At 64.1% G+C, this 17,267-nt stretch carries 13 protein-coding genes; 10 read left to right on the plus strand and 3 right to left on the minus strand.

Annotated features, from left to right (window positions below):
* Nucleotides 1–7: 7 nt before the first annotated feature.
* On the minus strand, nt 8–952 hold the full coding sequence (gene puuE / locus ACI0FO_RS03040) for an allantoinase PuuE (RefSeq protein WP_416024013.1): 945 nt from the start codon (nt 950–952) through the stop codon (nt 8–10).
* Between the two features lie 145 nt (nt 953–1,097).
* On the opposite strand from puuE, the gene uraH reads away from it, so the two are divergent.
* Nucleotides 1,098–1,448: a hydroxyisourate hydrolase gene (gene uraH / locus ACI0FO_RS03045; protein ID WP_416024015.1), complete on the plus strand. Its 351-nt coding sequence runs from the start codon at nt 1,098–1,100 to the stop codon at nt 1,446–1,448.
* Between the two features lie 212 nt (nt 1,449–1,660).
* Nucleotides 1,661–2,875 (plus strand): urate hydroxylase PuuD, encoded by a 1,215-nt coding sequence (locus ACI0FO_RS03050; RefSeq protein ID WP_416024017.1) that lies wholly within the window; start codon nt 1,661–1,663, stop codon nt 2,873–2,875.
* A gap of 84 nt (nt 2,876–2,959) precedes the next feature.
* On the opposite strand, the gene ACI0FO_RS03055 is transcribed toward ACI0FO_RS03050, so the two are convergent.
* Complete coding sequence (locus ACI0FO_RS03055) at nt 2,960–3,976, minus strand: 1-aminocyclopropane-1-carboxylate deaminase (protein ID WP_310032823.1); 1,017 nt, start codon at nt 3,974–3,976, stop codon at nt 2,960–2,962.
* Nucleotides 3,977–4,167: 191 nt separating this feature from the next.
* On the opposite strand from ACI0FO_RS03055, the gene ACI0FO_RS03060 reads away from it, so the two are divergent.
* The 8 genes from ACI0FO_RS03060 to ACI0FO_RS03095 all read left to right on the plus strand — a co-directional run bounded on the left by ACI0FO_RS03060 (nt 4,168) and on the right by ACI0FO_RS03095 (nt 16,163).
* Nucleotides 4,168–4,638: an Lrp/AsnC family transcriptional regulator gene (locus ACI0FO_RS03060; RefSeq protein ID WP_416024020.1), complete on the plus strand. Its 471-nt coding sequence runs from the start codon at nt 4,168–4,170 to the stop codon at nt 4,636–4,638.
* Between the two features lie 327 nt (nt 4,639–4,965).
* Nucleotides 4,966–7,833 carry a 2-oxoglutarate dehydrogenase E1 component gene (locus ACI0FO_RS03065; RefSeq protein WP_416024022.1) on the plus strand — a complete coding sequence of 956 codons (2,868 nt, stop codon included), beginning with the start codon at nt 4,966–4,968 and terminating at the stop codon, nt 7,831–7,833.
* A gap of 102 nt (nt 7,834–7,935) precedes the next feature.
* The gene (gene odhB / locus ACI0FO_RS03070) at nt 7,936–9,165 is read left to right on the plus strand and encodes a 2-oxoglutarate dehydrogenase complex dihydrolipoyllysine-residue succinyltransferase (RefSeq protein ID WP_416024024.1); all 1,230 of its coding nucleotides are present in this window, start codon (nt 7,936–7,938) and stop codon (nt 9,163–9,165) included.
* Nucleotides 9,166–9,297: 132 nt separating this feature from the next.
* Complete coding sequence (lpdA, locus tag ACI0FO_RS03075) at nt 9,298–10,725, plus strand: dihydrolipoyl dehydrogenase (protein WP_105555026.1); 1,428 nt, start codon at nt 9,298–9,300, stop codon at nt 10,723–10,725.
* 150 nt (nt 10,726–10,875) lie between these two features.
* A complete protein-coding gene (zapE, locus tag ACI0FO_RS03080; protein ID WP_416024546.1) occupies nt 10,876–11,967 on the plus strand; it encodes a cell division protein ZapE in 1,092 nt (363 codons plus the stop codon).
* Nucleotides 11,968–12,078: 111 nt separating this feature from the next.
* The gene (locus ACI0FO_RS03085) at nt 12,079–12,612 is read left to right on the plus strand and encodes a sigma-70 family RNA polymerase sigma factor (protein WP_416024026.1); all 534 of its coding nucleotides are present in this window, start codon (nt 12,079–12,081) and stop codon (nt 12,610–12,612) included.
* Nucleotides 12,605–13,564 (plus strand): FecR domain-containing protein, encoded by a 960-nt coding sequence (locus ACI0FO_RS03090; RefSeq protein ID WP_416024028.1) that lies wholly within the window; start codon nt 12,605–12,607, stop codon nt 13,562–13,564. Before ACI0FO_RS03085 ends, ACI0FO_RS03090 begins: the two co-directional genes overlap by 8 nt.
* Before the next feature lie 139 nt (nt 13,565–13,703).
* Complete coding sequence (locus ACI0FO_RS03095; RefSeq protein WP_416024548.1) at nt 13,704–16,163, plus strand: TonB-dependent siderophore receptor; 2,460 nt, start codon at nt 13,704–13,706, stop codon at nt 16,161–16,163.
* 70 nt (nt 16,164–16,233) lie between these two features.
* Here ACI0FO_RS03095 and ACI0FO_RS03100 read toward each other — a convergent pair whose 3' ends face one another.
* On the minus strand, nt 16,234–17,253 hold the full coding sequence (locus ACI0FO_RS03100; protein ID WP_416024030.1) for an extracellular solute-binding protein: 1,020 nt from the start codon (nt 17,251–17,253) through the stop codon (nt 16,234–16,236).
* Nucleotides 17,254–17,267 lie beyond the last annotated feature (14 nt).

Consider the following 17,267-nt stretch of genomic DNA (forward strand, 5'->3'; position numbering starts at 1 on the left):
GTCGCGCTTACCGGTTGGGAAGATAGGGATGGGTGGCTTTCCAGTGCCGGGCGATATCCAGCCGGCGGCACACCCAGACGCGGTCGTGGCTGGCGATGTGGTCCAGAAAGCGTTGCAGCGCAGTGATGCGCCCGGGGCGGCCCAGCAGCCGGCAATGCATGCCGATGCTGAGCATCTTGGGCGCGTCGTCGCCTTCGGCGTGGAGCACGTCGAAACTGTCTTTCAGGTACTGGAAGAACGGATCGGCGTGCGAATAGCCCTGGGGCAGGGCGAAGCGCATGTCGTTGCAGTCCAGCGTATAGGGCACGATCAGTTGCGGCACGACGGAGCCGTCGCTTTTCTGCACCTGCATCCAGAACGGCAGGTCGTCGCCGTAGTAGTCGCTGTCGTATTCAAAGCCGCCGTAGTCCGCCACCAGCCGGCGCGTGCGCGGGCTGTCGCGGCCGGTGTACCAACCCAGCGGCCGCGTGCCGGTCAGCTGTGTGATGGCGTCCATGCCCAGGCGCATGTGTTCGCGTTCGGTCGCTTCGTCCACGTTCTGGTAGTGCACCCAGCGCCAGCCGTGGCAGGCAATCTCGTGGCCCAGTTCGGTCAGTGCCGCCGTCAGGTCGGGATGACGCTGCAAGGCCATGCCTACGCCGAACACCGTCAGCGGCAACTGCCGCTTTTCGAATTCGCGCAGAATGCGCCAGACGCCCACGCGCGAGCCGTACTCATAAATGCCTTCCATGCTGAGATGGCGATCCGGGTAGCTGGCCGGATTGAACATCTCGGACAGGAACTGTTCGGATCCCGCGTCGCCGTGCAGCACGGAGTTTTCACCGCCTTCTTCGTAATTCAGCACGAATTGCACGGCGATGCGGGCGCGGTTCGGCCATTGCGCGTGGGGCGGATTGCGGCCATAGCCGATCAGGTCGCGGGGGTACGGAAGCGTGGAGTCGTAGGTGTTCATGAATGGGCGGGCGGGCACGGGTTGGCGGACGGTTTCATGATGGGCTAAACGATAGCTGGAAAGCAATAAGCTGTATACAATTTATGTACATCATTAAGGATAACCATGATAGCGCCCGGCCACCTGCGGGCATGAGGAGAGACGATTGGGCCTGACCACGCACGTACTGGATACCATGCACGGCTGCCCCGCGGCCGGCATGGACGTTGCGCTTTATGCCACCGGCGATGGCGGCGCCACGTTGCTGAACCAATTCACGCTCAACGCCGACGGCCGCAGTGCCAAACCGCTGTTCACCGACCAGGACCTGCGCACGGGCACGTATCGGCTGGTGTTCGATGTGGCGGGGTACTTCAAGGCGCGCGGCGTGGCCCTGCCCGAACCCAATTTCCTGAATCGGGTCAGCCTGGATTTCGGCGTGGCGCACCCAAACGAGCATTACCACGTGCCGCTGCTCGTCAGCCCCTGGAGTTACTCGACCTACCGCGGGTCCTGATGCTTGGTCGGGGGGCATCAGGGTATTCCTGATGCCGCGCGCGGCCACCGCCGATAGCCTTGTAGACAAAACGTGCATACAATTTTCTGCACTTGATCGCAGCGGTGCGGGGCCTGACGGCCTTGTGCGCGATCCGACTTCTGCCTACAGCGCCCGCGGTGGTAGGCAGTGCGGCGGAGCCTATGACAGGCCCGTCCACTGCGGGAGCGTGCATGGAAAGTTACTACCTGGATTGGGTCAATCTGCTGCTGCGCTGGGCCCATATCATCACCGGCATTGCGTGGATCGGCACGTCGTTCTACTTCGTGATGCTGGACAACAGCCTGGAAAAGCCCCGCGACGCGGAATCGGTTGCTAAAGGCGTGGGCGGCGAGCAATGGGCGGTGCACGGCGGCGGCTTCTACAACATGCAGAAGTACGCGGTGCAGCCCAAGACGCTGCCCGACCATCTGCACTGGTCGTTCTGGGAAAGCTACAGCACCTGGCTGACCGGTTTCGCGTTGTTCACCGTGTCTTACCTGTGGAATGCCAGCACCTATCTGATCGATCGGACGAAGATGGACTGGCAGCCCGGCACCGCGGTGGCGGTGGCGCTGGCGTTCTTCGTGGCGTTCTGGCTTGTCTACGACGGCATCTGCCGCTGGTTCGGCCGCGGCAAGCATGGCGACACCGTCGTCGGCGTGTTGTTGGCGGTGTTCATCGCGCTGGCCTCGTGGCTGGCCTGCCACTGGTTCGCGGGCCGGGCGGCCTTCCTGCTGGTGGGCGCCATGATGGCCACCACCATGAGCGCCAACGTGTTTTTCTGGATCATCCCGGGACAGCGCAAGAACGTGGCGGCGATGCGGGCCGGCAAACCGGTGGACCCGGCCAACGGCCAGCGCGGCAAGCAGCGCAGCGTGCACAACACGTACTTCACGCTGCCGGTGTTGTTCGCCATGATGAGCAACCACTACAGCTTCACCTACACGCATCCGTACAACTGGATCGTGCTGCTCTTGATCATGCTGGGCGGCGCGGCCATTCGGCAGTTCTTCGTGGTGCGTCACCGCTTCAAGCTGGGCAATGCACGCAATCCGCTGCCGTATGCGCTGCTGGGCGTGGCGGTGCTGGGCCTGTCCATCATTGGGATGCGGCCCGCGCCGGTGGCGGCGCCGGCCGTGGCCGCCGTGCCAGCCGTGCCCGAACCGGTGGCGTTCGCACAGGTGCGGCAGGTGTTCGACCAGCGCTGCCTGTCGTGCCATGGCGCGCAGGTGCAGATGAAAAACGTGCGGCTGGATTCCGCCGAGCAGATCGCCACCCACGCCCAGGCCGTCTACCAGCAGGTGGTGGTCGCGAAGATCATGCCGATGGCCAATTCCACCGGCATGACCGACGATGAGCGCGCGTTGATCAGCGCCTGGTTCCAGGCGGGCGCCAAGACGAAGTAGGCCGAAGTAGAGCGGCGGCCGGTTCAGCGCAGGTCGCCAGCCGGCCATCCCATCGATCCGAACCCGGCCGCGCCGAAGCCTTCGTTAGCCGTTGCGGTACAGAAAGCTGTAGGCGTTGATCGCCGGCACCCCTCCCAGGTGCGCATACAGGACTTTCGAGCCGGCGGGGATGTCGCCGCGGCGAATAAGATCCATCATGCCCTGCATGGATTTCCCTTCGTAGACCGGGTCGGTCATCATGCCTTCCAGGCGCGCGCAGGTGCGGATGGCGTCATTGGTTTCGGCCGACGGCAGGCCGTAGGCCGGATACGCGTAGCGCGTGTCCAGCACCACATCGCTGTCGGCGATGCCGGTCTCAAGCCCCACCAGGTCTGCCGTGCGTCGCGCGATCCGAAGAATCTGCGCACGGGTCTGTTCCGGCGTGGCCGACGCATCGATGCCGATGACGCGGTCGGCGCGCCCGTCGGCGGCAAAGCCCACCACCATTCCCGCCTGGGTGCTGCCGGTGACGGCGCACACGACGATGTAGTCGAACTTGAATCCCAGGTCGGCTTCCTGCCGGCGCACCTCTTCGGCGAACCCCACGTAGCCCAGCCCGCCCAATTCGTGGTCGGACGCGCCGGCGGGAATGGCATACGGCTTGCCGCCGCGTTTTTTCACGTCTTCCAGCGCCTCTTCCCAGCTGCGCCGGAAGCCGATGTCGAAGCCCTGGTCCACCAGCCGCACGTCGGCGCCCATCAGGCGGCTCATCATGATGTTGCCGACGCGGTCGTAGACCGCGTCCGAATAGTCCACCCAGTTTTCCTGGACCAGCACGCAGGCCAGGCCCAGCTTGGCGGCGACGGCGGCCACCATGCGGGTGTGGTTCGATTGGATGCCGCCGATCGTCACCAGCGTGTCGCAACCTTGTTCCAGCGCTTGCGGGATCAGGTATTCCAGTTTGCGTAGTTTATTGCCGCCGAAGGCCAGGCCGCTGTTGCAGTCTTCGCGTTTGGCGTAGATCTCGACCTTGCCGCCAAGGTGCGCGGACAGGCGGTCAAGCTTTTCGATAGGGGTGTCGCCGAAGGTCAGGCGATGGCGGGGGAATCGTTGCAGATCCATGCGGGCTCCTGAAGGAAAAGTCCGGGCCGGCCGGTTGGCGCGGATACGAAATCATAGGAATCGCCGGGATTTGCGGTCAATTGCGTTATTTATCCATTTTCCGTGCTTAAAGTTATTAATTGGCGTTGCTGGGAATTGGATATTTCGAATATAAAAGCATTAACGAAATTAAATTTTCAGGGGCGCATCAAATGACCGCCACGCCGGGCCTGGACCGCATCGACCGCCACATCCTGCGCGTGCTGCAGGACGACGCGCAGATCACGAACCTGGACCTGAGCGCGCGCGTCCACCTTAGCCCGGCCGCCTGCCTGCGACGGGTGGAAAAGCTGAAGGCGGAAGGCGTCATCAAGAAGACGGTCGCGCTACTGGAGCCGGGCGAGGTCGACATGGCCACGCTGGTCATCGTGGGCGTGGTGCTGGACCGTTCCACGCCCGAGTCCTTCACGGATTTCGAAGAAGCGGCGCGCGGTATCAGCGGCTGCCTGGAGTGCCATCTGGTGGCTGGCGAATTCGACTACTTCCTGATGCTGCGCATCCGCGATCTGGAACGCTTCAACAAGCTGCATGCGGGCGAGATCATCAAGCTGCCCGGCGTCCGTCAGATCCGCACCTTTTTTGTGTTGAAAGAGATCCTGTCCACGACCTCGCTGCCGGTATGACGCGGCTATTGCGCAACACTCTTGTTTGGAGTGCCTGAAAATGACGCGCTGCGGCATTTTCGATTGACGGAATTTGATGGCGCGTAGACGGCTGGATTGCAGGCGTTCGACGGACATTCCAAAGCCGCATGCAGGTATTCCGCACGGGCTTTTGCGTCACGCAAATGCCGCAAGACGCCCATAAACTCAAAGGGTTATACTTTCAAACATACGGCTATCAAGGCTTGTACGCGCCTTCTGCCCCTGCGATCCGCTTAACGGGAAGCCCGTGCTGCGGAAGGTTTTCCTGCATCGTGTCGAGTGAAGCACTCGTAAAGGTGAAGCGATATGTCTTCGGAAATAGAATCTCTATCCACGTCTTATCTCTTTGGGGGTAACGCCCCATATGTTGAGGAGCTTTACGAAGCCTACCTCGACAACCCCGGTTCGGTTCCTGACAATTGGCGTGAATATTTCGACCAGTTGCAGCACGCTCCCGCTACCGATGGCCAGGAATCCACCCGCGACCAGGCCCACGCTCCCATCGTCGAATCGTTTGCCCAGCGCGCCAAGGCCAATGCCTTCGTGCAACGCTCGGCCGAACCCGACCTGAGCGTCGCCAGCAAGCAAGTGTCGGTGCAGTCGCTGATTGCCGCCTACCGCTCGCTGGGCTCGCGCTGGGCCGACCTGGACCCGCTCAAGCGCCAGGAACGTCCCCCGATCCCGGAACTCGATCCCGCCTTCTACGGCCTGACCGAAGCCGATCTGGATCAGACCTACTCGGCCACCAACACCTACTTCACGACCGCCAGCACGATGACGCTGCGCGACATCCTGAAGGCGCTGCGCGACACGTATTGCCGCAGCATCGGTGCTGAATTCACGCACATCTCCGACCCCGCCGCCAAGCGCTGGATCCAGGAACGCCTGGAAACCACCTTGGGCGCACCCGCGTACTCGGTCGAAGAAAAGCGCCACATCCTGCAGCAACTGACCGAGTCCGAAGGGCTCGAGCGCTTCCTGCACACCAAGTACGTCGGCCAGAAGCGTTTCTCGCTGGAAGGCGGCGAAAGCTTCATCGCCTCGATGGACGAAGTGGTGAACCACGCCGGTGAAAACGGCGTTCAGGAAATCGTGGTCGGCATGGCCCACCGCGGCCGCCTGAACCTGCTCGTGAACATCATGGGCAAGATGCCCGGCGACTTGTTCGCCGAGTTCGAAGGCAAGCACGCCGAAGGCCTGACCGACGGCGACGTGAAATACCACAACGGCTTCTCTTCCGACCTGTCCACCCGTGGCGGCCCGGTCCACCTGTCGTTGGCGTTCAACCCGTCCCACCTTGAAATCGTCAACCCCGTGGTCGAAGGCAGCGTGCGCGCTCGCCAGGAACGCCGCGGCGACGCCGAAGGCAAGCAAGTGCTGCCGGTGCTGGTGCACGGCGACGCGGCTTTCGCCGGCCAGGGCGTGGTCATGGAAACGCTGAACCTGGCGCAAACCCGCGGCTACGGCACGGGCGGCACGCTGCACATCGTCATCAACAACCAGATCGGCTTCACGACGTCCGACCCGCGCGATTCGCGTTCGACGCTGTATTGCACCGACGTCGTCAAGATGATCGAAGCCCCGGTGTTCCACGTCAACGGCGACGACCCCGAAGCCGTGGTGTTCGTCACCAAGCTGGCGCTGGACTACCGCCTGCAGTTCCGTCACGACATCGTCGTGGACATCGTCTGCTTCCGCAAGCTGGGCCACAACGAGCAAGACACCCCGTCGCTGACGCAGCCCCTGATGTACAAGCGCATCGGCCATCACCCCGGCACGCGCAAGCTGTACGCCGACAAGCTGACCACGCAAGGCGTGCTGGCTGAAGGCGAAGCCGATCAACTGGTCAAGGACTACCGTCAGCTGATGGAAGACGGCCAGCGCACCATCGAACCGGTGCTGACCGACTACAAGAGCAAGTACGCCATCGACTGGTCGCCGTTCCTGGGCGCCAAGTGGACCGACCAGGCCGACACGGCCGTGCCGCTGGCTGAACTCAAGCGCATCGGCGAACGCATCACGACGGTTCCGGAAGGCTTCACGGTCCATCCGCTGGTGGCCAAGCTGCTGAACGATCGCCGCACGATGGCCAAGGGCGAAATGAACCTGGACTGGGGCATGGGCGAACACCTCGCCTTCGCAACCCTGGTGTCTTCGGGCTACGCCATCCGCATCACCGGCCAGGATTCGGGCCGTGGCACGTTCACGCACCGCCACGCCGTGCTGCACGACCAAAACCGCGAACGCTGGAACGACGGCACCTACATTCCGCTGCAGAACGTGTCGGAAGGCCAGGCCCCGTTCACCGTCATCGACTCCGTGCTGTCCGAAGAGGCGGTGCTGGGCTTTGAATACGGCTACTCCAGCGCCGAGCCGAACACGCTGACCATCTGGGAAGGCCAGTTTGGCGACTTCGTCAACGGCGCCCAGGTCGTGATCGACCAGTTCATCAGCTCCGGCGAAGCCAAGTGGGGCCGCCAGTCGGGCCTGACGCTGATGCTGCCGCACGGCTACGAAGGCCAGGGCCCCGAGCACTCCTCGGGCCGCATCGAGCGCTTCCTGCAACTGTGCGCCGACAACAACATGCAAGTGATCCAGCCGACCTCGGCTTCGCAGATCTTCCATGTGCTGCGTCGCCAGATGATCCGCCCGTTCCGCAAGCCGCTGGTGTTGTTCACGCCGAAGTCGCTGCTGCGCAACAAGGACGCAGGTTCGCCCCTGACCGATCTGGCCGGCGGCAGCTTCCGCCCGGTCATCGGCGAAGTGGACGACACGATCGACGCCGGCAAGGTCAAGCGCGTGCTGGCATGCTCGGGCAAGGTGTATTACGACCTGGTCAACGCCCGCCGCGAGCGTGGCGCCGACAATGTCGCGATCATCCGTGTCGAGCAGCTGTACCCGTTCGCCCACAAGGCGTTCGAAACCGAACTGCGCAAGTACCCGAAGGCAACCGAAGTGATCTGGGTTCAGGACGAACCGCAGAACCAAGGCGCCTGGTTCTACGTTCAGCATCACGTGTACGAGAACATGGTCGAAGGCCAGAAGCTGGGCTACGCTGGTCGTGCCGCGTCGGCATCGCCGGCCGTGGGCTACCTGGCCAAGCACCAAGAGCAGCAGAAGGCCCTGATCGAAACGGCTTTCGCGCCCAAGTTCAAGGTCATGTTGACGAAGTAACCCTGACTTGATGCACGCGCCGCGGGCGGCAAGCGTTTTGGAACCCCGTTTCGAACCTTGCCGCGCCGCGTGACCAGAACTCAACTTTACGGAATAAACAAAATGGCTATCACCGACGTCGTCGTTCCCCAACTTTCTGAATCCGTCTCCGAAGCGACGCTGCTGACCTGGAAGAAGCAGCCGGGCGCTGCCGTTGAAGCGGATGAAATCCTGATCGAAGTCGAAACCGACAAGGTCGTGCTGGAAGTGCCCGCACCCGCCTCGGGCGTGCTGGCTGAAATCGTCAAGGGCGATGGCAGCACCGTGACCTCGGGCGAAGTGCTGGCCCGCATCGACACCGCCGCCAAGGCCGCCGCCGCCGCGACCGCTCCGGCCGCTGCTGCCCCCGCCGCCGCCCAAGCCGCCGCCGCACCGGCACCCGCCGCCCCGGCTTCGTCGGCTGCTGCCGGCGTGGCATCGCCCGCCGCCGCCAAGATCCTGGCCGAGAAGGGCGTTGACGCCGCTTCCGTGGCCGGCACCGGCCGCGATGGCCGCGTGACCAAGGGCGACGCCCTGGCTGCCGGCGCTCCCGCCGCCAAGGCTGCTCCGGCCAAGGCCCCGGCCCCGGCCCCGACCACGCTGTCGCTGGACGGCCGTCCGGAACAGCGCGTGCCGATGAGCCGCCTGCGCGCCCGCATCGCCGAGCGCCTGCTGCAGTCGCAACAAGAAAACGCAATCCTGACCACGTTCAACGAAGTGAACATGCAAGCGGTCATCGATCTGCGCAGCAAGTACAAGGACAAGTTCGAAAAGGAACACGGCATCAAGCTGGGCTTCATGTCGTTCTTCGTCAAGGCCGCCGTGGCCGCGCTGAAGAAGTACCCGCTGATCAACGCCTCGATCGACGGCAAGGACATCATCTATCACGGCTACTTCGACATCGGTATCGCTGTCGGCAGCCCGCGTGGCCTGGTGGTGCCGATCCTGCGCAACGCCGACCAGCTGTCCATCGCTGAAATCGAAAAGACCATCGCCGACTTCGGCCGCCGCGCCGCTGACGGCAAGCTGGGCATTGAAGAAATGACCGGCGGTACGTTCTCGATCTCCAACGGCGGCGTGTTCGGTTCGATGCTGTCGACCCCGATCATCAACCCGCCGCAATCGGCCATCCTGGGCGTTCACGCCACCAAGGATCGCGCCGTTGTCGAAAACGGCCAGATCGTTATCCGCCCGATGAACTACCTGGCGCTGTCCTACGACCACCGCATCATCGACGGCCGCGAAGCCGTGCTGGGCCTGGTCGCCATGAAGGACGCCCTGGAAGATCCGCAGCGTCTGTTGCTGGACCTGTAATCTCGACGCTCCGCGCGCGGCGCCGCACCGGGCCTTCGGGCCTGCGGCGCCCCGGCCGGCCCTCCGCCGGCCTCCGGCGCCACCGCGTCGGGCGGGGCGAGTTCCACCCCACATCTCACACGCGAGAACACTATGTCCAAACAATTTGACGTCGTCGTGATTGGCGCTGGCCCTGGCGGCTACATCGCCGCCATCCGCGCCGCGCAACTCGGCATGTCGGTCGCTTGCATCGACGCCTGGCAGAACGGCCAAGGCGGCCCGGCGCCCGGCGGCACGTGCACCAACGTTGGCTGCATCCCGTCGAAGGCGCTGCTGCAATCGTCCGAGCACTTCGAACAAGCCAACCACCACTTCGCCGAGCACGGCATCGAAGTCAAGGGCGTGAGCCTGAAGCTCGACACGCTGATCGGCCGCAAGAACACGGTGGTCAAGCAGAACAACGACGGCATCCTGTACCTGTTCAAGAAGAACAAGGTCACGTTCTTCCACGGCATGGGCGCGTTCAGCGGCCAAGTGGAAGGCGGCTGGGCCATCAAGGTTACCGGCACCACCGAAGAAGACCTGGTTGCCAAGCACGTCGTGGTCGCGACCGGTTCGTCGGCGCGTGAACTGCCCGGCCTGCCGTTTGACGAAAAGGTCGTGCTGTCCAACGACGGCGCCCTGAACATCGGCGCCGTGCCGAAGACGCTGGGCGTGATTGGCGCTGGCGTGATCGGCCTGGAAATGGGCAGCGTCTGGCGCCGCCTGGGTTCCGAAGTCACCATCCTGGAAGCGATGCCGGAGTTCTTGGCCGCCGCTGACGGCCAAGTGGCCAAGGAAGCGCTGAAGGCCTTCACCAAGCAAGGCCTGAACATCCAGATGGGCGTGAAGATCGGCGAGATCAAGGCCACCGCCAAGTCGGTGACCGTGCCCTACGTCGACGCCAAGGGCGCCGAACAGAAGCTGGTGGTGGACAAGCTGATCGTCTCGATCGGCCGCGTGCCCTACACCGGTGGCCTGAACGCCGACGCCGTGGGCTTGAAGCTGGACGAACGCGGCTTCGTGGCCGTGGACGCCGACTGCAAGACGAACCTGCCGAACGTCTGGGCGGTGGGTGACGTCGTGCGCGGCCCGATGCTGGCGCACAAGGCCGAGGAAGAGGGCGTGGCAGTTGCCGAACGCATCTCCGGCCAGCATGGCCACGTCAACTTCGACACCGTGCCGTGGGTGATCTACACGTCGCCGGAAATTGCCTGGGTGGGCAAGACCGAACAGCAGCTCAAGGCCGAAGGCCGCGAGTACAAGGCTGGCAGCTTCCCGTTCCTGGCCAACGGCCGCGCTCGCGCGCTGGGCGACACGACGGGCTTCGCCAAGGTGATCGCCGACGCCAAGACCGACGAAGTCCTGGGCGTGCACATTGTGGGCCCGATGGCCTCGGAACTGATCTCGGAAGCCGTGACCATCATGGAATTCCGCGGCGCCGCCGAAGACATCGCCCGCATCTGCCACGCGCACCCGACGCTGTCGGAAGCCGTGAAAGAAGCCGCTCTGGCCGTGGACAAGCGCGCGCTGAACTTCTAAGCGACGCTTGACCTGAGCAAGACAGGGGGCGGGTTCCAGAACCCGCCCTTTTTTTTATCGCCGGGCCGCCCCAAGATAAAAACGCCCCTCGGGGCAGGCAGCATGCGACGCATGCGCATCGTGGGGCATCGTCAAGGTTATCTGATCCACATGAACGTCCGCGAATACTACGAACACGCCCTGGCCGAACGCGGCTACGAGCCCGATGCCGCCCAGAAGCTGGCGATCGACCGCCTGCAGCGCTATTACGATGAATGGCTGAAGTTCAAGTCGATGCGCTCGAACGCGTTGAAGAAGCTGCTGAACCGGCCCGACGTGCCGCGTGGCGTGTATCTGTGGGGCGGAGTGGGCCGTGGCAAGAGCTTCCTGATGGACGCGTTCTACGCCACGGTGCCCGTGGTGCGCAAGACGCGCCTGCACTTCCACGAGTTCATGCGTGGCGTGCACCGCGAGCTGGAAGAAGTGAAGGGCATGCAGGATCCGCTGGACGAAGTGGCCAAGCGGGTGGCCAAGCGCTACCGCCTGATCTGCTTTGACGAATTCCATGTGTCGGATGTGGCCGACGCAATGATCCTGCACCGCCTGCTGCTCAAGTTATTCGAATACGGCACGTCGTTCGTGATGACGTCCAACTATGAACCCTCGACGCTGTACACCGACGGCTTGCACCGCGACCGCGTGCTGCCCGCCATCGCGCTGATCCAGTCACGCATGGACGTGCTGAACGTGGACGCCGGCATCGATTACCGCCGCCGTTCGCTGGAACAGGTGCAGTGCTATCACACGCCGCTGGACGACCACGCCCAAGCTGCGCTGCAGAAGGCGTTCGACAGCCTGGCCGACACGCCGCCGCAGGAACCGCTGCTGCACATCGAGCACCGCGAGATCCGCGCGTTGGCGCTGGCGGGCTCGGTGGTGTGGTTTGATTTCGCCACGCTCTGCGGCGGCCCCCGGTCGCAGAACGACTATCTGGAACTGGCCAACCGCTTCCATGCCGTGATCCTGTCCGGCGTGCCGAAGATGGGGCCGCGCCAGGCGTCCGAGGCGCGCCGTTTCACATGGCTGATCGATGTGTTCTATGACCATCGCGTCAAGCTCATCATGTCGGCCGAATGCGAGCCCGAAGAGATCTACACGGAAGGTGCGCTGGCCAACGAATTCCACCGCACGGTGTCACGCATTCTTGAAATGCAGTCGCGCGAATACCTGGAATCCGAGCGCCGATTGACGGTGACGTTGTAGTTATGCCGCATCCGGCCTCTATAGCAGGGGCCGAACCGATATAGGATTGGTAACGCTAGTCATTATCAATTAAGATTTTGAGACTTCTGGTCCCGCGCCGCCGTCTCAATCGTGTCCTCCCCATATCTTCCCGCATCGATCCCGTGCGCCGACACCGCTGTCGCGCCCATCGATGGCCTGTACCGCGACCATCGCCCCTGGCTGTTCGGCTGGTTGCGCCGCAAGCTGGGTTGCGAGCACCGCGCGGAGGACCTGGCGCAGGATGTCTTCGTCCGGGTGATCCAGGGCCGCAAGACGGTGCGCGTGAACGAGGCGCGCGCCCTGCTGACCACGATCGCCAAAGGGCTGGTGGTGGACCATCAGCGCCATGCCGCGCTGGAGTATTCCTATCTGGCTTATCTGGCCACGCTGCCCGAGGCCTATGCGCCGTCTCCCGAGACGCAGGCCGAGCAACTGCAATCGCTGATGCAACTGGACCGCCTGCTGGACGGGTTGCCGCCCAAGGCGCGTTCGGCCTTCCTGCTGTCGCAGCTGGACGGGTTGACCTATCCCGAAATCGCCCAGCGCCTGGGCGTGTCGCTCAGTTCCGTCCAACAGTACATGGTGCGCGCGATGTCCGCCTGCTATGCGGCCTTCTATGAGTGACGCCGTGCGCGGCATGCCGCCGGACCCGGTCGTGCGCCAAGCCATCGCCTGGTGGGCCAAGTTGCAGTCCGGCCTGGCCAGCGCGCACGACCGGGAGTCCTGTGCCGCGTGGCTTCAGGCGGACGCCTCGCACCAACAGGCCTGGGATCGCTTGCAGGTCATTGGCCGCGATGCGCGCCGGGTGCCCGCGGGGTTGGCGCACGCCGCGCTGAATGCGCCGCCGTCGCAAGGGCGTCGCGCGATGCTGCGCGGCCTGTTGGCGTTCACCGGCGTGGCCGCCACGGGATGGGCCGGCTACCAGCATGCGCCGTGGCAACGCCTGGCCGCCGACCTGAGCACGGGGGTGGGCGAGCGCCGCACGGCGGCGTTGGCTGATGGCTTGCACATCACGCTGAACAGCGACAGCGCGGTCCGCCTTCGCTTGAGCGGCAATGTGCGGGGCATCGATTTGCTGCGCGGCGAAATGCTGGTTAGCACGGACTCGCGCCCCGGCATCGACGCTTTGCGCGTGGACACCGGCTATGGAGAAATTCGCGCCGAACGTGCCCGGTTCGATGTGCGGCGCACGGGCGAGGGGTCGCGTCTGGGCGTATATGAAGGCAGCGTGGCGCTATGGCGCGACGGTGTGTGGACGCATGCCGCCGCGGGCGAACGCCTGGCCTTCGCGAACCGCGGCCTGATCGACCGCGATGCCGCGGACGCGGACCGTCTGGCCTGGGTGGACGGCCTCGTGGTGGCGAAGGACTGGCGCCTGGATTATTTCGCCCAGTACCTGGCGCGTCAGCGTGTGGGGGTGATCCGGGTGGATCCGGCGGTGGCGGCCCTGCGGTTGTCCGGTGTCTTCCCGCTGGACGATGCAGAACGCGCGCTCAAGGCGCTGGAACCTGCCTTGCCTATCGCGGTGACGCGGCACACGCAATATTGGCTGCGGGTTGGCCCGCGCCAAGCCTGATCGTTACATCTTTTTTTTCTGACGGCTTGCAGGTTTTTGATTCCCATACGGAAAGGCAGGGATAGACCACCGTACAGGGAGAGTTTCTGTGTCTGCTTCATCACACGCGCGCTTGCGCTCCACGCTGACCGCCGGCCGCATGGCCGTGCTGGCCGCGACTTGCGCGGGTGCGCTTGCCGCCGGCATGCCCGTGGCTTGGGCGCAATCCACCCCCGCCGCCGCCAATGCGCAGCGCAGCTACCAGATCCCCGCCGGCCAGTTGGCCGATGCGCTGACGCAATTCGCGCGCAGCGCGGGCGTGATCCTGTCGTTCGACCCCGCGCTGGTGCGCGGCCGCCAGTCGGACGGGCTGAACGGCGCGTATTCGGTGGGCGCGGGCTTTGCCCGCCTGTTGTCGGGTAGCGGTTTGCAGGCACGCGCGCAATCCGGCAACACCTGGACGGTGGCGCCCGCACCGGCCTCGTCCTCGGGCGATGCGCTCGTGCTGGCGCCGGTGACCGTGTCCGGCATGGCCGACAGCGCGTTGGCGCCCACGGTCGGGTATGTGGCCCGCGCCAGCGTCAGCGCGACGAAGACCGACACGCCGCTGATCGAGACGCCGCAATCGGTGTCCGTGGTGACGCGTGAACAGATTACGGAACAAGGCGCGCAGACGTTGAACCAGGTGCTGCGCTATACGGCAGGCGTGGCCACCGAATCGCGCGGGGCCACGGCCACGCGTCTGGACCAGTTCACGGTGCGCGGCTTTTCAGCATCGACCTATCTTGACGGCCTGCGGGTGTTCGGCGGACGCGACGCCTTGCCCCAAGTCGACGCCTACCGCCTTGAGCGCGTGGATGTCTTGAAAGGGCCGGCGTCGGTCATGTATGGCCAAGGCGGCCCGGGCGGCGTGGTGAACCAGGTCAGCAAGCGCCCATTGGAAGAGACCCTACGCGAAGTGGAAGTGCAAGTCGGCAACTATGACTACCGCCGCGCCAACTTCGATTTCGGCGGCCCCATCGACGAAGAGGGCAAGTACCTTTATCGCCTGGTCGGGTCGGGTTACCTGTCCGACGGCCAGGTCAAGGACACCAAGGAACGCCGCTATTTCGTGGCGCCGGCCTTCACCTGGAAGCCCAACGGCGACACCTCGCTGACCGTGCTGACGAATTTCCAGCGTGATCCCGATATGGGATCGTATGGCAGTTTGTCGTCGATGCGCACGCTGCAACGCGCGCCGGATGGCATCCGCTTGCCCGCGGACTACTACGACGGCGACGCCAATTTCGAAAAGAGCGACCGCAAGAGCTATTCGCTGGGTTACGTGCTGGACCACCGCTTCAACGACACGTTCAAGGCGACCCAGAGCCTGCGCTGGACGCGTTCCGAGGCCAAGTACCGCAGCGTCTATGGCGCATCCAATTCCAATTTCGGCTACCTGGATCGCAACTACCTGTATCAGCAGCGTGCCTCGATCGCGACCGATGTGGATGTTGGCGCCCTGACCATCGACAACAACATGCAAGCGCGCTTTAACACCGGCGCGTTCGGGCATACCGTACTGTTGGGTTTCGATTACCAGCACGTCAAGACGGACACCTTATCCGGCTTTGGCAGCGCGCCGCCCTTGTATGTGCTGAATCCGGATAACCATCAAAATATCCCGGTGCCGGCCTTTTCGACCGACGCGACGTCTACGCAGTATCAGACGGGCTTGTACTTCCAGGACCAGATCAAGATCGACCGATTGTCGGTATTGCTGGGTGGACGCTATGACTGGTCGCGCACGGTGGGCGAAACCACCACGATCGCGTCGGGCCGCGTCGCGCCGTCGTCACTGAACGCCGAGGCGTTCACGGGCCGGCTGGGCGTAATCTACAACTTCGACAATGGCGTGGCGCCATACTTCAGCTATTCCGAATCGTTCGAACCGCAATCGGGCACGGGTTGGCAGAACGTGCCCTTCAAACCCATTGAAGGCAATCAGTACGAAGTCGGCATCAAGTACCAGCCGCCGGGCAGCGCCACGATGCTGTCGTTCGCGGCCTTCGACATCCGCCGCGAAAACATGACGACGACCGATCCCGATCCGACGCATGTCTGCGGCACGGTGGGCGGCCGGTGCTCGATCCAGGCGGGCGAACTGCGCACGCAGGGGATCGAGCTGGAAGCCAAGACGGAACCGTTGCGCGGGCTGACCCTGGTGGCGGCGTATTCGTTGATGGACAACGAATACGCCAAAGCGAATCCCAGCGTGACCGGCCTGGATCTGAAAGGCAAGACGCCGGTGGGTGTGCCGTCGCAACAGGCGTCGGCGTGGGCGCGCTACCAATTGCAAGGCGGGCCGCTGGCGGGCATGGGCGTGGGGGGCGGGGTGCGTTACATCGGCTCTTCGTACGTCAACGACACCAACACGATGAAGGTACCGTCCGTTACTTTGTTCGATCTGATGCTGGATTACGACCTGGGTCGCGTGTCGCCGTCGTTGAAGGGCATGCAGGTGGCGCTGAATGTGCAGAACCTCTTCGACAAGGAATACATCGCCTCTTGCTCGGGCGATTCCTGGTGCTGGTACGGCTACCAGCGGTCGGTGAAGGCCAGCTTGCGGTATCGCTGGTAAGCCAAAGGGAAAGCGGTCTTCGGGCCGCTTTTTTTTGTCGACGCGCAGGCGGAGACTGACGCAGGGCGTGTCAGGCGGCGCGCGCGGCTGCCACGTGCGCCCGCCACCGGCGCAGGAAGGCATCGCGGCCGGCGGCGGCCTCGGCTTCGTTCACGGGCACGATTCGGATGTCCGCAAGCGGCGGCATGCCCAGATGCTTGCTGACGTCGATGTCGTTGCGGCTGGGCCGCCGGTAGGCGTTTTGCAACAGCGCCAACTGCATATCGCGTGATAGCAGCAGGTCATACATGCGGCGCGCTGTCGTCGGGTTTGGCCCGTTTTTTACCAGGGCCATGTTGTCGGTGACGGTGAAGGTGCCGTCTTCGGGGTACATGATGCCGATCTCTTTCTGGCCGCCGGCCACATAGGGGTAGGCCGTGGATTCGAAGGTGATGCCGATGGCGTATTCGCCCTGGCCGACACTGCGCACGACATGCGAGGCCGAGGTCGAGACGCTGACGTTGCGCGCCAGCGCCTTCAAGCCCACGTCTCCCAGGATGCGCTCGATGCCCCACAACGCGGTGTATGCGGTTGAGCTGTTGCCCGGGTCGCCAATGATGATCTTGCCTTTGAAGCGGGGGGCGGTCAGGTCGGCCCAGCTGGCCGGCGCGGCGCCAGGAAGCTGGCGCGTGTTGACCATCGCCACCACGATATGGATGTTGGCGGCCGTCCAGAGATTGTCGGGGCCATGCAGCGGGTCGGGGATCGCCGCGGCTTCCGGAGACCGATAGGGTTCGAACAGCGCCCGATAGTCGTTCATGATGTTGGCACTGGACGTCCAGAACAAATCGCTCTTGGGTTTGGCCGCTTCGGCCTCGATCCGCTTAAGCAACTGGCTGCTGCCGCCGACCACCGCGCTGGGCCGGACGCCGGGCATTTTTTCCCGGGCCATGTCGTTGGCCGTTTCCACCGATTGCGAATTCAGCGTGGTGTACAGCACGACCTGCTCGGCGCGTTCGGCCTGCGCGCGGCCGGGCAGGACGGCAGCGCCGCCGCTGGCGGCCAGTAGCTTGAGCACTTGGCGGCGGCTAAGCGAGGGAAGGTGAATCATGATGAGGCCTCTTG

The organism is Achromobacter marplatensis (genome assembly GCF_049060505.1).
Lineage (GTDB): Bacteria > Pseudomonadota > Gammaproteobacteria > Burkholderiales > Burkholderiaceae_B > Achromobacter > Achromobacter marplatensis_A.